General features: G+C 54.1%; 15 protein-coding genes. 8 read left to right on the forward strand and 7 right to left on the reverse strand.

Translation table 11 applies throughout. The features are described 5' to 3' along the window. Window positions 1-100 precede the first annotated feature (100 nt). The 6 genes from ACI2I2_RS11360 to ACI2I2_RS11385 form a co-directional block, all read right to left on the reverse strand. On the reverse strand, window positions 101-601 hold the full coding sequence (locus ACI2I2_RS11360) for a fimbrial protein (protein WP_404658005.1): 501 nt from the start codon (window positions 599-601) through the stop codon (window positions 101-103). 47 nt (window positions 602-648) lie between these two features. Continuing rightward, a complete protein-coding gene (locus tag ACI2I2_RS11365) occupies window positions 649-1,173 on the reverse strand; it encodes a fimbrial protein (protein ID WP_404658006.1) in 525 nt (174 codons plus the stop codon). 17 nt (window positions 1,174-1,190) lie between these two features. Next, window positions 1,191-2,249, reverse strand: a complete 1,059-nt coding sequence (locus ACI2I2_RS11370) for a fimbrial protein (protein ID WP_404658007.1) — start codon at window positions 2,247-2,249, stop codon at window positions 1,191-1,193. Continuing rightward, window positions 2,250-4,769 carry a fimbria/pilus outer membrane usher protein gene (locus ACI2I2_RS11375; protein ID WP_404658008.1) on the reverse strand — a complete coding sequence of 840 codons (2,520 nt, stop codon included), beginning with the start codon at window positions 4,767-4,769 and terminating at the stop codon, window positions 2,250-2,252. Window positions 4,770-4,807: 38 nt separating this feature from the next. After that, window positions 4,808-5,485 (reverse strand): molecular chaperone, encoded by a 678-nt coding sequence (locus ACI2I2_RS11380; protein ID WP_404658009.1) that lies wholly within the window; start codon window positions 5,483-5,485, stop codon window positions 4,808-4,810. Window positions 5,486-5,546: 61 nt separating this feature from the next. Continuing rightward, the gene (locus tag ACI2I2_RS11385; protein ID WP_404658011.1) at window positions 5,547-6,077 is read right to left on the reverse strand and encodes a fimbrial protein; all 531 of its coding nucleotides are present in this window, start codon (window positions 6,075-6,077) and stop codon (window positions 5,547-5,549) included. A 607-nt stretch (window positions 6,078-6,684) separates the two neighbouring features. On the opposite strand from ACI2I2_RS11385, the gene ACI2I2_RS11390 reads away from it, so the two are divergent. Further along, the gene (locus ACI2I2_RS11390) at window positions 6,685-7,338 is read left to right on the forward strand and encodes a helix-turn-helix domain-containing protein (protein ID WP_404658012.1); all 654 of its coding nucleotides are present in this window, start codon (window positions 6,685-6,687) and stop codon (window positions 7,336-7,338) included. A 76-nt stretch (window positions 7,339-7,414) separates the two neighbouring features. Further along, window positions 7,415-8,056 (forward strand): helix-turn-helix domain-containing protein, encoded by a 642-nt coding sequence (locus ACI2I2_RS11395; protein WP_404658013.1) that lies wholly within the window; start codon window positions 7,415-7,417, stop codon window positions 8,054-8,056. On the opposite strand, the gene fliE is transcribed toward ACI2I2_RS11395, so the two are convergent. Then, the gene (fliE, locus tag ACI2I2_RS11400) at window positions 8,057-8,368 is read right to left on the reverse strand and encodes a flagellar hook-basal body complex protein FliE (protein ID WP_404658014.1); all 312 of its coding nucleotides are present in this window, start codon (window positions 8,366-8,368) and stop codon (window positions 8,057-8,059) included. A 214-nt stretch (window positions 8,369-8,582) separates the two neighbouring features. Here fliE and fliF point away from each other — a divergent pair, with 214 nt between their 5' ends. The 6 genes from fliF to fliK are packed head-to-tail and all read left to right on the forward strand — an operon-like array spanning window position 8,583 to window position 15,008. Continuing rightward, a complete protein-coding gene (gene fliF, locus ACI2I2_RS11405) occupies window positions 8,583-10,259 on the forward strand; it encodes a flagellar basal-body MS-ring/collar protein FliF (protein ID WP_404658015.1) in 1,677 nt (558 codons plus the stop codon). Next, complete coding sequence (fliG, locus tag ACI2I2_RS11410) at window positions 10,252-11,253, forward strand: flagellar motor switch protein FliG (protein WP_330984423.1); 1,002 nt, start codon at window positions 10,252-10,254, stop codon at window positions 11,251-11,253. Before fliF ends, fliG begins: the two co-directional genes overlap by 8 nt. Beyond that, a complete protein-coding gene (fliH, locus tag ACI2I2_RS11415) occupies window positions 11,246-11,947 on the forward strand; it encodes a flagellar assembly protein FliH (protein ID WP_404658016.1) in 702 nt (233 codons plus the stop codon). The genes fliG and fliH overlap by 8 nt, the downstream gene beginning before the upstream one ends. After that, window positions 11,947-13,317: a flagellar protein export ATPase FliI gene (fliI, locus tag ACI2I2_RS11420; RefSeq protein ID WP_330984425.1), complete on the forward strand. Its 1,371-nt coding sequence runs from the start codon at window positions 11,947-11,949 to the stop codon at window positions 13,315-13,317. The genes fliH and fliI overlap by 1 nt, the downstream gene beginning before the upstream one ends. Window positions 13,318-13,335: 18 nt before the next feature. Further along, window positions 13,336-13,779, forward strand: coding sequence for a flagellar export protein FliJ (fliJ, locus tag ACI2I2_RS11425; RefSeq protein ID WP_404658017.1), 444 nt, complete (start codon window positions 13,336-13,338; stop codon window positions 13,777-13,779). After that, window positions 13,776-15,008, forward strand: a complete 1,233-nt coding sequence (gene fliK / locus ACI2I2_RS11430) for a flagellar hook length control protein FliK (RefSeq protein ID WP_404658018.1) — start codon at window positions 13,776-13,778, stop codon at window positions 15,006-15,008. The genes fliJ and fliK overlap by 4 nt, the downstream gene beginning before the upstream one ends. Window positions 15,009-15,072: the final 64 nt, after the last annotated feature.

Raw genomic sequence — 15,072 nt, forward strand, 5'->3', positions numbered from 1 at the left:
CCCGCAAGGCAGGGACATCATTGTGCTTGCAGAGTAATAGCTGTAAAGATGAGGCTCAAGGCACAACAACGTATTGATTTGTGCGAGCCTCTTTTTGAATTTATTGATAGGTAAACGTTAAATTCACAACGGAGTGAAAGGTACCGGACGTGGCATTACCTTTTGCAGAATAAATACGGGCAGAGAGCGGGAACGTGGCTTTATGCGTTGATGGGTCGACAGAACTTTTCATCGACGTGCCGTTGCCATAAATGGTGGTTCGCGCACCCAGCTGTAATGAAGCGCCTGTGCTGGTCCCGGTATTTTTATAGGTCGTCACATCATTGCTATCAGGATCGCCGCTAAACTTCGCCGTTGCAAAATTTAAACCCGCGGGGCACTGATTCACTTCCAGCGTAAAATCTACCCATTCACCGCCAGAGGTTGGACTGCGCAAATCAAAAGACTGAATACTGCCTAAATCAATTGTTCTGTCGACCGTATTCACATCTACGGTGCAGGCGCTCGCCACAACTTTTCCTGAAATATTCAGCGTGCCATCGGCAAAGGCAGTATAAGGCAGCATGCTGATAAGTATTATTATCGGTAAGCTAAGTTTCATCTGCATTATTCCCCATTACGCCCCGTATTCAACGGGGCACAATGTCATTACTGATAGACGAAAGTGGCTGTGACCACGGAAATGATCGTGCCTGGCGTAACGCCGCCATTGGTGCTGTAGGCGCGAGCGCGCAGTTTGTAGGTATAGGCATTGCTGGCAATGGTCCCGGTAAGCGATTTACCGTCGCCCAGTTGATCGCCAGCCTGGCTTTGCAACTGCACACCCAGATTGGTTGCGGTGCCGGTGCTCTTGTAGAGATCACCGGTGCTCAACGCATCCTCTGTGCCGTGTACGGTCATGATGGCTTTGGTGGTACCCGCCGGGCAGCTAGTCAGGCCGATGTCGAAGTTCACCCAGTCAGTGGACGATGCCGCCGTTTGCAGGGACGATGCCTGAATGCTCTGGCCCAGATCTACCGATTTGGTCACGCTGTCGCTGCTAATTTGACACGGGGATGCCACGACATTCCCGGTGATATTCAACGTAACCGGGTCAGCAGCGTTGACACCGGCGCTAGCCAGCAGCGCGCCCATTACGACCGCGCTAACGGCGGCTAATTTTACATTTTTCATCGTTAACTCCATTTATATTATTGATAAGTCAAATTCAGCGTGGCTGAAGCGTTTGCCGTGCCGGTGGTCACAGAGGTTTTAGTCTGGTAATAACGGGCGGTTAACGGGAAAGTTTCCTGGCCGCCGGAAGACTGCTTCAAAACAATACGGTTATTCAGCACAAGTGGTGAGCCGTTATATAAAATTTGTACACCTACACCTTTAGCTACGTCACTATTACCCTGACCGGTTAAAGCCAATACACTGGTTGTGCCTACGTCCGGGTTTTGGGTTCCGGAAAGGCTGACGTTGATATTCGCCCCTGCGTCACAATCCAGCCCTAAGCTCTGAGTATTTTGGGCTCCTGACGGGATTGTCCCAATGGTGGTCCCGAAAGTTGACGCAAGAATATTTCCTATTGGGAATACAAGGTTCGGGGTTTTGATTGAGCATGCAACAACGCTTACAGGAGAACTAAAACTAATTGGAATATCTGAAGTCCATGTTCCTGCAGCCTTCGCCTGGCTATTTCCCATAAATGCTCCAATCACACCATTTAAGTTACCTGCAGTAACCGGGCCGATTTTATAAAGTTGAATCATTGGCTGGAATGTGTACGAAAATACATCCCCATTATTATTACTCCATCCATCAACCATCCAATCAGAACCTGTAGCTCCATTCACAGCAGGCATAGTTTGCCCCAAAAACAGGCTATAATCGTGAACCCCAGGGTATACCATGCCAACAGAATTCACTGAACCCGAATGCGAATTCATACCAATTGCAATCCCTACACCAGGCAAATTTGTTGAATAAATTCTGACACCATTAATCGTCATACTATATGCAAGTAATGATTTAATGCCCGCAGATGAGCCGCCAACATCAGTTACACATTTAATAGTTAATGCGTTAGTTCCATACAAAGTTGCTCCAATGGGAGTTCCTACTGCTGCATCCCTTTGTACCACTTGTCCACCACTTGTGAAAATCGAGGCGCCTATTTGCGGTGTGCAATTGGCTGCCTCAGCAACTCCAATACTCGTATAGCTGAAACATAATAAATAAAATAGCATTATTAAAATTCTGTTCATTTACTTACAGACTCCTGTGAGCTGGACTATTTTTTGAGGTGGAGTGTCGCGTTCTGTATTAAGGCGCGTAGTGCAAATTTCATTCTGACTCCATTGAACATTCAGCAACTCATCGCCGTTTATTCCAGATAAATAAACCTGCCCACCTTCCCCAACAATAAATCCTTCCGATTTACCCTCGAGGGTCGCAATCGCCCCAAACGGCACCGGCTGACCATTCGCCTGGGTCAGAGTCATCAACACGCGCATCCCAACGTTAGCGACATAATCCGCACGCACCACGGCACCACGGGTTGGAATAACCGTCTGGTTAGTCAGCTCCAGCTCCACGTCGTCCGGCAGTGAATCGGTTATCAGCGCCACGTCGTTCTTACGGAACACCGTCAGGTTGCTGACCACCGTATAGCCGCGCCAGTCGGTTTTCGCTCCGGTCTGGTTCTGCACGCTGACCCCCTTCGCGCCCGGCGCTTTGATCAGCACGTTGGTTTCACCCAGCGGCTGGCTCAGGGTGATGCCGTCGGCGTGAGCCAGAATGCCGCCCTGCAGACCGTAGTTCAGACGTTCGCTGCTCTTGTCATAGCCGTAGCCTGCCGTGACTTCGCCGTAAGTGCCTTTATAATCGGCGTTCATGTTGCCGGTGTAGCCGACATCATCCGTGCCGTAGCCCTGCTGCACGTTCCAGTTCAGCGCATTATTTTCCAGCGCCATCCCGCTCAGGCCCACCTGATGGGTGGTACCGTTGTTTTTGCTGGCGTTCATGCTGTAGTTGACCCAGCTGTTCGGCAGGAATTTCTCCAGCGGAATGCTCACGTTCAGCGCCAGCTGCTGATCCTTGTCGTAGTACGTCTGGTTACCCGATCCCGTTGAGCTACCATTTTTGCTGTAGGTGTACGTCACGCCGTAGTTAATCCCGCGCCAGCCGTTGTTGTATCCGGCGCTGTACGACTGCATCGTCCTGTCACTGTTCCAGTAATCCTCTTGTACCGCGCTCAGCATCAGCGACCCTAAGCTTTCTATGGTCTGACTGACGGTCAGCTCCATACGGTTACGGCGACGGTCCGGCACGTTGTTATTGCCGCTGTAGGTGTCGAGGACTTCCTGCATGCCGTAGTAACCGCTGGTGGAGTAGCGATAACCTGCGATAGCAAAGTTGGTGCCTGTCTCTGCAATGTTTTTGCTGTAGCGTCCACGCCAGGACTGCCCGCTGGTTCTCTCACTGTCCTGCGGCTTCGACCACGCCTGGGTGACATCCACTGAGAACGCACCGATGTCGCCCATGTTCTTGCCCACACCGGCCGCCAGAGACTGGTATTTGCTCGACTCCTGCATCCCGCCGTAAAGGGTGAAGCCTTTTGGCAGACCATAAATGGCAGTGAACTGGCTGAACGGGGTCTTGTCCACGCTGCTGTCATAGGAGCGATACTGCCCGCCGGTCACCGAATACTTCAGATGCCCTTCGCGCTGTAATACCGGTAACGAGGCAAACGGCACGCTGAAGTGCTGCTCGCTGCCGTCGGCTTCTTTGACCGTCACGTCGAGGTCACCCGCGCCACCGGTTGGGTACATGTCGGTGATTTCAAACGCGCCCGGTGCCACATAGCTCTGGTAAATGACGTAGCCGTTCTGGCGGATCACTACCTGAGCGTTGGTACGGGCGATCCCACGCACGACCGGCGCATAGCCTTTCAGCGAGTCTGGCAGCATGTCGTCGTCGGACGCCAACTGGGCACCGCGGAACGGCATGCTGTCAAACACGTCTGATGGCGAAGAGCTGTCACCCGCGGTGAGCTGAGACTTTAGCGGAATAATGTCACGCTGGCCGTAGGTGTAGACCGTGTCCCATTTGTCCTGGCCGTTGCTGTCGCGGGTCCAGGTGGTGTAGTTGCGAAAACGCCATGGACCGATGTTGATACCTGGACGCAGGTTAGCGTACTGGCTGTCAGAGCTCTGCCCGTTATTCCCCCGCGCCCAGTTATTCGACCCGCTCACCGAGTAGTTGAGCATCGCCGCGTTGATCCCCTCATCCCACAGATCGGGCGATACCCAGCCGCGTGCCTGCGGAGAAAGCGCCGCCTGCGGGACACTCAGCACCAGACGCTGGGTGCCAAACTGGAAGTCGCTTGAGGCCTGCGGGATAGCGGATAAGTTCGCGCACTGTCCGCCCGTGTCCAACTGCGGAAAGAGTTCGGTTTTCACGCCCCAGGTTTTCAGCTGCTCCACGCTCAGGCACGGCAACAGCGTCACTTCGTCGTCCGCCCCAGAGACACCCTTAAATTCCACGTCACGGGTATCCACCAGCTGGTTATCGATGACGATATCCACGTGGTAAGTCCCCGGTGCCTGGGAACCGGATTCATACGCGGAAAGGTCCGCCTTGCCCGCCCCAGGGTTATCCAGTTCGAGCAGCTCAGGGTTAAAGAAATCGCGGGCGTGGGCGGCGTTCGTTACGCTCCCCAGCGCCAGCGCGATGCAAAATGCCAGCCTGGCAGGTTTGAGTAATTGTTGTTGTCTGGAAACCATGTCGTAACCTGTAGTCCTTTATGACGTCTGAGCTTTTTTTAAATACTGCCGTTATGTGGTTTTCCTGGACCGCCGTAGTCGTTGATGACGGTAAAGGTCAGCGCCCCGCCGCTAACGCCATTCGGTAAAGTGAAGCGTGCGGTTGAGCCCGGCAGCACGTAGGAGACATCTTCGAGCTTGCGTCCGCCGACGGTGATGTCGTTAAAGTTCATCACGTAGTTCGTCGGGTTGGTCACCGTCAGTTGGTTCCCACTGCGCGACCAGCTGAGCTTGTCTGCCAGCTCTTCCGGCGCGGTACCCTTGAGGGCCGCCGGGCGGTAAATCAGCTTGATGCGAGTTTTCACCGCAATCTGCAGGCTATTGTCCTTACGCGGCGCAGACGGAATGGCCTTAATGTTCAGCCAGTAGAGACTCTCTTTATCCTGCGGTACGGCACCGGCCAGCAAAATACGCTCGACGTTCTGCTGATCTTTACCCAGGCGATACAGCGGAGGGGTAATCACAAAAGGAGCTTTCTCCGCGCCACCATTCTGCGTTTCAATCCAGGACTGAATTAAATAAGGCGTGGTGTCCGGGTTATTCACACTGATGGAAGCTTCTTTTTTATTGCCGTCATAAATTACGCGGGTGCCGCCAATAACGATCCCGGCATTCGCCGCGCTCATTCCGGCGGAAATAACTGCGCAGGCAATTAAGGTTTTACGAAGAAAATTCATTTTGTACCTCGATGAAAAAAGGGGCCGATAGCCGGCCCCAGTGCATTTCCGGAAGGGGAAATTAGTTGTAAACCACAGAGAAGTTGGCAACAGAGTTAGCCGGGCCCGCAGTCACAGTGGCAGCAGTTGATTTGTACTGTGCGTAGAACGGCAGGGTGTTGTCTGCAGTGGAGCTCAGGGTGTAGCTGTAGTCGTTCTCACCGTGCAGTGGCAGGTCAGATTTGTCACCGGTCATCAGGTTGATAGCCACGCCAGTTGCTGCATCAGCAACAGAGCTGTCGATAGCCAGCAGAGAAGAATCGGTTGCATCTGGAGTACCGTCGAAGCGGACTTTTGCAGACGTTACGGTTTCTGGGCAGTCTTTCAGCACGATGTTGAACTGAGTAGCAGCAGTTTTAGAACCGACAGCAGAGAACTCGGACTTGTTGTATTTACCGAGATCAACGGTCTGGTCCTGAGAAGCCACGTCTACAGAGCAAGCCGCGTCCAGAATTTCACCGGTGAAGTTTACGGTGCCAGCAGCAGCCATGGCGTTAGACATAGACAGTGCAGCGGTAGCAGCGAAAGCAACAGCGATCAGATTCTTTTTCATTACATTTTTCCTTAAATAGCTATTTGATTAAACCTATGACGACAGTCGTATAAATTCCGCCGCTCCATTATTTGCAGCGGGAATTTAATTAGGTATTTATGTTTTCACATGAGTTTATTGGCAATCAGTTCATCGTATTCAAAACAATATTCAATTTAATTATTTCTTCCTGGGAGAATAATCATTTCGATGATTGCCTGAGACGATGCCGTGTTGCTGGATGCGAAATTTATACATTCACGGACGCACTGGCAAATTTTTTAGGTGTTTAATTTTAGACACCAATAATATGTTCCAGAAAATTAAAGCGCTTATCTACGCAGGATACAGACAAGCCTGAAAGCTTCTATAAGACGCTATCCAAGTGATAATCACAAACAAATGAATATAACAAGTGTCTACCTTTACACACCCCTATAATAAGAGACAAAACCACGACAAAGATCACACAAGTTAATTCAAGGACCGCCTATTAAACAAAGAGTTACCGTTCAACCGTTTCGCTTGGGTGTCTATTTTTCCACACTTATCAGGAGTATCAATCCATTTATTCCAGAGTGATAATTAATACCTGCTATCCACCTGGTAAATCATTGGGTCCATCAATATGAACGAAACGTTGAATATCAATAGCAACCCTTTGGCTGCGGAAATGCTGCCCTGCGAGGAAATTACCGCATTGATGACGCCGTTAAGTGCAGACCTGCCTCGCTCAGTCGCGAAACGAAGTGAGGTTCTGAAATACACCACGTCTAAAAATCAGATGTGTATCGTGCTGCATAAAGGGAGTATGGCGCTACGCCGTCGGGGTGACGGCATGGTCGTGTCCTCAGAACAGGCACCTTTTATTTTCGGTCTGGGCAATCAACCCGAAACCCCAGATACCATGTATCTGCAATGTCTGGAGGAGTGTGAAATCAGTTTTGTTCCGCTGCGGCGCGTCAATGAAATTGTCGCCAAAGAAGAGTTATGGGAGCCCTTCGTGAAGGTGTTGCTCTATACCATCTCCAAAATTTATGAACACTGTACGCAGGTTCACCAAATGTCGGCCTACGATATTATTCGCTATCAGCTCTATGAGTTGATGAAGGAATCGGAAACCGTCAGACAGAGCACTACCGTGGCGAAATATATTAAAAATCGAACTTATCTGTCCCGTAGCGGCATTATGCGCATTTTGTCTGAATTACGGACAGGTCAGTACATACAAATTGAAAATGGGTTCCTGATGGGGATCACTAACTTACCCAAAAAGTATTAACGGTAGACCCCCTGTTGGATGACGCGGGAGGCGCTATATTTACTGTTGATAATCAATAACGGTAAGTAGAGTTAAGATGCCCAACAACGTGACACCAGCCCCTCATCTCAATCAGCCCACGCATTATGGCCTTGAATTAATCAAGCATATTGGCGCACAGATGGATTTCTCGGATTGCCCCAAGGACTGGGTTCTGCCTTACAGCGCTGAGGATGAGATGCTGTGCTATGTGGTGACAAAAGGCTTTGTCACCCTTCACCGCAAACAGGATGATTTATTACTGACCACACTGCATTCCCCAATGATAATAGGGCTCGGCAGCATTTTCCCGTATGTGGATTCGGTGTATATCAAAACGGCCAGCGAGTGCACCTTAGGCTCACTGCCGCAGTCAAAGGCGATGAAGATCGTGGAGGAAGACGATCTGTGGCGACCGTTAGCCAATCATCTGATCGCACTACTCAATAAGTTATTTACCCTCAACCAGCAACTGGTGGGACCAAACGCCTATGAGATTGTCCGTACTCAACTGCTGTATATGATGAACGAACCCGACGAGTACCGGGAATCTAAATTCATCACTCAGTACATACGCGAAAAGTCGCTGCTCTCGCGCAGCGGGATCATGAAAATCCTCAGCCAGCTGCGCCAGGGCGGGTACATTGAAATTGAAAACGGGATATTGAAGAAGGTCCACAAACTTCCCGCGAAGTACTGACTACACCTGCATCGACATCATTTCCTGATAAGCCGCTACCAGCTTATTCCTGACCTGAATGCCCATCTGCAAAGATACGGACGATTTTTGCAGGTCGGTCATCACATCGTTTAATGCAATGCCGGGTTCACCCATCGCAAATTTTTCGGCCTGCGCTTTGGCGCTGTTTTGCGTTTCGCTGATGCGGTCCAGCGCGGAGCTTAACTGCCCGGCAAAGCTGATGGACGGCTGCTCTTCAACTGCCTGATTGCGGGCGACGCTGGCGGCTGCCTGCATCTGCGTCAGTACCCCTTCGATACCTGTGATAGCCATGTTTATCCCCTGGTCGATGTCATGGAGGATGAGATTAGCAGCTTGTCAATAAGATAAAGGCGCTAATTAGCGTGAAAAAACCCGACTATTTGACCCATAGAAAATCGCGGAACGTCAAATAATGGCATGGCTATCACTTTGCCTTTGCCGACCGGGAGTCAGCCTTGTTTTTGTCCACGTTTAACACCAGCGATCCGTATTTGCGAGGTGCGCAATGAGCGCGACAGCCACGACCACAGCCCAAACAAAGATGCCTGAGTGGGTCGCTCGCCTGCGCGCTAACCCCAAAATTCCCCTTATGGTGGCAAGTGCCGCGGCGGTGGCCATCATCGTGGCTCTTGTGCTGTGGGCAAAGCAGCCGGACTACCGCACGCTGTTCAGCAATCTGACCGATCAGGACGGTGGTGCCATCGTCACCCAGCTTCAGCAGATGAACGTGCCTTACCGTTTTGCCGATAGCGGCGGCGCGATTGAAGTGCCAGCGGATAAAGTGCATGAGCTGCGTCTGCGTCTGGCTCAGGCCGGGTTGCCAAAAGGCGGCGCGGTGGGTTTTGAACTGCTGGATCAGGAAAAATTTGGCATCAGCCAGTTCAGCGAGCAGGTGAACTATCAGCGCGCGCTGGAAGGTGAACTCGCCCGCACCATCGAAACGCTCGGCCCGGTGAAAAGTGCACGTGTTCACCTTGCGATGCCGAAACCGACGCTGTTCGTGCGTGAACAAAAACAACCTTCCGCCTCCGTGACCCTGAACCTTGAGCCTGGCCGTGCGCTGGATGAAGGCCAGATTGCGGCGGTGGTGCATTTAGTGTCGAGTGCCGTTGCGGGTCTTCCACCGGGCAACGTGACGCTGGTCGATCAGGGTGGCCATCTGCTGACCCAATCGAATACCGGCGATCGCGACCTGAATGACACTCAACTCAAATACTCCGCTGATGTGGAAAGCCGCATTCAGCGCCGTATTGAATCCATCCTGTCGCCAATTGTCGGCAACGGCAACGTTCACGCGCAGGTCACCGCGCAGATCAACTTCGATAATAAAGAACAAACTCAGGAGCAATACAGCCCGAATGGCGATGCCAGCCAGGCCGTGATGCGTTCCCGTCAGGTGAATGAGAGCGAGCAGGTCGGCAGCCCGTATCCGGGCGGCGTGCCAGGCGCGTTATCCAACTCCCCTGCCCCAGCGCCAAATGCGCCAATCTCGACGCCGCCTGCCAACCAGAATGCGGCTCAGGGTCAGCAGCGTACCACCAGCACCAACAACCAGAGTGGCCCGCGCAACAGCTCGCGTAACGAAACCACCAACTACGAAGTCGACCGCACGATCCTGCACACCAAGATGAACGTCGGTGATGTGCAGCGCCTGTCCGTTGCGGTGGTGGTGAACTACAAAAATCTGCCGGACGGTAAGCCGCTGCCGCTGACCGCCGATCAGATGAAACAGATTGAAGACCTGACTCGCGAAGCGATGGGCTACTCCACCACCCGTGGCGATACCCTCAACGTGGTCAACTCGCCGTTTACCGCCGGGGATGAAACCGGAGGCGAGCTGCCGTTCTGGCAACAGCAATCGTTTATCGATCAGCTGATGTCTGCTGGTCGCTGGCTGCTGATTGCTCTTGTGGCGTGGATCTTGTGGCGTAAAGCGGTTCGTCCGCAGTTTGTTCGCCGCCAGGAAGTGCTGAAAGCCGCGCAGGAAGAAGCCCGCATCGAACGCGAAATGGCGCAGGCGGTGGAAGTTCACCTCAGCAAAGATGAGCAACAGCAGAGTCGCCGTGCCAACCAGCGCCTGAGCGCCGAGGTGATGAGCCAGCGTATTCGTGAAATGTCAGACAACGATCCGCGCGTCGTCGCGCTGGTCATTCGCCAGTGGATGAGCAACGACCATGAGTAATACAGCCCTTTCCGGTACCGATAAAAGCGTCATCCTGCTGATGACCATTGGCGAAGATCGCGCGGCGGAGGTGTTCAAACACCTCAACACCCGCGAAGTGCAAACCCTGAGTGCGGCGATGGCGAGCGTGCGTCAGATTTCGAACAAGCAACTGACCGAAGTGCTGGCCGAGTTTGAACATGAAGCAGAGCAGTACGCGGCGCTGAACGTCAATGCCAATGAGTATCTGCGTTCCGTGCTGGTGAAAGCGCTGGGCGAAGAACGCGCCGCCAGCCTGCTGGAAGATATTCTCGAAACCCGCGAAACCACCAGCGGTATCGAAACGCTCAACTTTATGGAGCCACAGAGCGCCGCCGATCTTATTCGCGACGAGCACCCGCAGATCATCGCGACCATTTTGGTGCACCTCAAACGTGGTCAGGCAGCCGATATTCTGGCGCTGTTCGACGAACGTCTGCGCCACGACGTGATGCTGCGTATCGCCACCTTCGGCGGTGTTCAGCCTGCGGCGCTGGCTGAGCTGACCGAAGTGCTCAACAACCTGCTCGACGGCCAGAACCTCAAGCGCAGCAAAATGGGCGGCGTGAGAACCGCAGCCGAAATTATCAACCTGATGAAAACGCAGCAGGAAGAAGCGGTTATCACCGCCGTGCGCGAATTCGACGGCGAGCTGGCGCAGAAAATCATCGACGAGATGTTCCTGTTCGAAAACCTCGTCGAAGTGGACGATCGCAGCATCCAGCGCCTGTTGCAGGAAGTGGATTCCGAATCGCTGCTTATCGCCCTCAAAGGGGCCGAACAGCCGCTGCGCGAGAAATTCCTGCGCAACATGTCGCAGCGTGCGGCGGATATCCTGCGCGACGACCTCGCCAACCGTGGCCCGGTTCGCCTGTCGCAGGTGGAGAACGAACAGAAAGCGATTCTGCTTATTGTGCGTCGCCTGGCCGAAACCGGCGAGATGGTGATTGGCAGCGGAGACGACACCTATGTCTGATACCACGCCATGGAAAGTCTGGCAGCCTGACGATTTGGCCCCGAGAATGCCGGAGTTTGTCGCCGAATTCAGTGCTACAGATGAGCAAACTGACGCGGAGCCGGAGATATCTGAAGAGCAAAAGCTGCAACAACAGCTGGCGCATATTCAGATGCAGGCTCACGAACAGGGCTACAACGCAGGCCTGAATGAAGGTCGCAGCGCCGGACATGCGCAAGGTTATCAGGAAGGCTTAGCACAGGGTCAGGAACAAGGCCTGACTCAGGCGCAACAGCAGCAAGCACCGTTACATGCACGGATGCAACAGCTGGTGAGCGAGTTTCAGCATACGCTGGACGCCCTCGACAGCGTGATTGCCTCGCGCCTGATGCAGATGGCGCTTGAAGCGGCACGTCAGGTGATTGGTCAGGCTCCGGTGGTCGATAACTCTGCGCTGATCAAACAGATTCAGGCGTTGCTGCAACAGGAACCACTGTTCAGCGGCAAACCGCAACTGCGTGTACATCCGGATGATTTACAGCGAGTTGAAGAGATGGTTGGCGCGACGTTAAGCCTGCACGGCTGGCGGCTGCGCGGTGACCCGACGCTGCATCATGGCGGCTGCAAAATCTCCGCTGATGAAGGCGATCTCGACGCCAGCGTCGCCACGCGCTGGCAGGAGCTGTGCCGTCTGGCCGCTCCGGGAGTCATCTGATGACCGCCCGTTTAACTCGCTGGCTGACCACGCTCGACAATTTCGAGACCAAAATGACCCAGCTTCCGGCTGTGCGTCGTTACGGTCGTTTGACTCGCGCCACAGGCTTAGTACTGGAAGCCACCGGGCTGCAATTGCCGCTGGGTGCGACGTGCGTGATTGAGCGTCAGGAAAATGGCGAGGTGCGTGAAGTCGAAAGTGAGGTCGTCGGCTTTAACGGTCAGCGCCTGTTCCTGATGCCGCTGGAAGAAGTTGAAGGCATTTTGCCGGGCGCTCGCGTGTATGCACGTAATGCTTCTGGCGACGGTCTGCAAAGCGGGAAACAGTTGCCCTTAGGGCCTGCGCTGCTTGGTCGCGTGCTTGATGGTGCCGGTAAACCGCTTGATGGTTTGCCAGCCCCGGACACCACCGAAACCGGCGCGCTGATCACTCAACCGTTTAACCCGTTGCAGCGCACGCCGATTGAACATGTGCTGGACACCGGTGTTCGCCCGATTAACGCCCTGCTCACCGTCGGACGAGGCCAGCGTATGGGCCTGTTCGCAGGCTCCGGCGTCGGGAAAAGCGTGCTGCTCGGCATGATGGCGCGTTACACCCAGGCCGATGTGATTGTGGTCGGGCTTATCGGCGAGCGTGGTCGCGAAGTCAAAGACTTTATCGAAAACATTCTGGGTGCTGAAGGCCGTGCCCGTTCCGTCGTTATCGCCGCTCCGGCTGACGTTTCGCCTCTGCTGCGTATGCAGGGTGCCGCATATGCCACGCGCATCGCCGAAGATTTTCGTGACCGTGGACAGCACGTGCTGCTGATCATGGATTCCCTGACCCGATACGCCATGGCCCAGCGTGAAATCGCGCTCGCCATTGGCGAACCGCCAGCGACCAAAGGCTATCCGCCTTCAGTGTTCGCCAAACTTCCGGCATTGGTTGAACGCGCCGGGAACGGCATTACCGGCGGCGGATCGGTCACGGCGTTTTATACCGTGCTGACCGAAGGCGACGATCAACAAGATCCGATCGCTGACTCAGCGCGAGCCATTCTTGACGGCCACATTGTGCTGTCCCGCCGTTTGGCGGAAGCGGGCCACTATCCGGCCATCGACATCGAAGCCTCCATCAGCCGCGCCATGACCGCCCTCATCACGGAGAAGCACTACGCGCGGGTGAGGAACTTCAAACAACTGCTTTCCAGTTTCCAGCGTAACCGTGACCTGGTCAGCGTCGGCGCGTATGCCAAAGGCAGCGACCCGATGCTCGACAAGGCCATTGCGTTATGGCCGCAACTGGAGGGCTTTCTGCAACAGGGCATTTTTGAAAAAGCGGGCTGGGAAGACTCTCTTCAGGCACTTGAGATTATCTTCCCCGCCGCCTGATAGCAGGAGAACACCATCATGGCGCAACACGGTGCATTAGCCACGCTCAAAGAGCTGGCTGAAAAAGAGGTCGATAACGCCGCCCTGCTGTTGGGTGAAATGCGGCGCGGCTGCCAGCAGGCCGAAGAGCAGTTGAAGATGCTGATGGACTACCAGCTGGAATACCAGAATAACCTGAACAGCAATATGTCTCAGGGCATGGCCAGCCTGCGCTGGCAGAACTATCAGCAGTTTATTCAGACGCTGGAAAAAGCCATCGACCAGCACCGTCAGCAGCTGTCGCAGTGGAACCGAAAAGTCGAACAGGCGCTCACCACCTGGCGCGAGAAAAAACAACGTTTGCAGGCATGGCAGACGCTACAGGACAGACAAGCCGCCGCGACATTGCTGGCGGAAAACCGTCTCGATCAGAAAAAAATGGATGAGTTTGCCCAGCGCGCCACCTTAAGGAAACCCGAATGATTACTCTGCCGAAACTTGTGGTCAGCGATACCGACCTCACCGCCGCCTCCGGTCTGACAGGCAAAACCAGCGATACCGGTGGCACGGCGCAGGACTTTTTCGCCCTGCTGGCAGGCGCGATGTCCGGAAAAATCGCCAAAGACGGCAAAACCCCGCTGACGCTGGCCGATTTGCAGGAAGCCAGCCAAAAGCTGCCACAAGGTGATGCTAAAACGACGCTCAGCAACCTGTTGGGACAACTTCAGGACGACAACACGACCAAAGCGGATGTCACCACGCTCAGCGATGCACAGTCAGTCCTTAGCGCATTAACGCCGGAAGTAAAGAACGATGTGCTGAAGCAGCTCGGCAAAGATCTCCAGAAAGACGACGACAAACCGAGCCTGAACGACGAAGAGATGGCCGGGTTAAGCGCGCTGATGGCGATGCTGCCGCATGTCGCTACGCCAACCGCTGCGGTGCCTGCGGGTGAAACTGTATCCGTCACAGGCGCAGATCGTAAAGACGGTCCGGCAACGCTTGCTGGCTTGCTGACGACAAATACAGAAACCACCAGCCCACACGGAAAAACCAGCGGTAAAGAATTTGCCCTGCCTCAGGCTGTGCACGGGCAAACTGCTGCCGCAACTGACGATGTCACTCTTAATCAGTCCACACCGCTGACAATGGCTGCAGCGGCGAAAGCTGATACTGACAGCAATCTTTCTGCCGCCACGCCAACAGTCAACGTTGCGCCGGTTATCAGTAACGCTAACGCAACCGTCAACACACATCCGGTGGTCACTGTGAACTCGCAGCTTGGCACGCCGGAGTGGCAGCAAAACGTCAGCCAGCACATTACGCTGTTCACCCGTCAGGGCCAGCAAACCGCCGAGCTGAAGCTGCATCCGGAGAATTTAGGCCAGGTGAGTATCACCCTGAAACTGGACGACAACCAGGCGCAAATTCAGATGGTGTCCCCGCACAGCCACGTGCGCGCCGCGCTGGAAGCCGCTATTCCCACGCTGCGCACCCAGTTGGCCGATAACGGCATTCAACTGGCGCAAAGCAACGTCAGCAGCGAAAGCTTTGCCGGACAACAACAGCAGCAATCGGCCTTTGGTCAGTCATCTTCCCAACGTTCTGCTGAAGGTGGCGCGTTTAATGCCGATGATGAAGAGACTCTGGCTGTGCCTGCCAGCCTGCAATCACAGGCGCGTGGCAACGGGATCGTCGACATCTTCGCCTAACGCCAGAGGTAGCATGATTATTCCCGTCTTTTCCGCCCTTTGAGCGTGACTTAAGTCGGGATAA

This window comes from Scandinavium sp. NPDC088450 (genome assembly GCF_044900545.1).
Lineage (GTDB): Bacteria > Pseudomonadota > Gammaproteobacteria > Enterobacterales > Enterobacteriaceae > Scandinavium.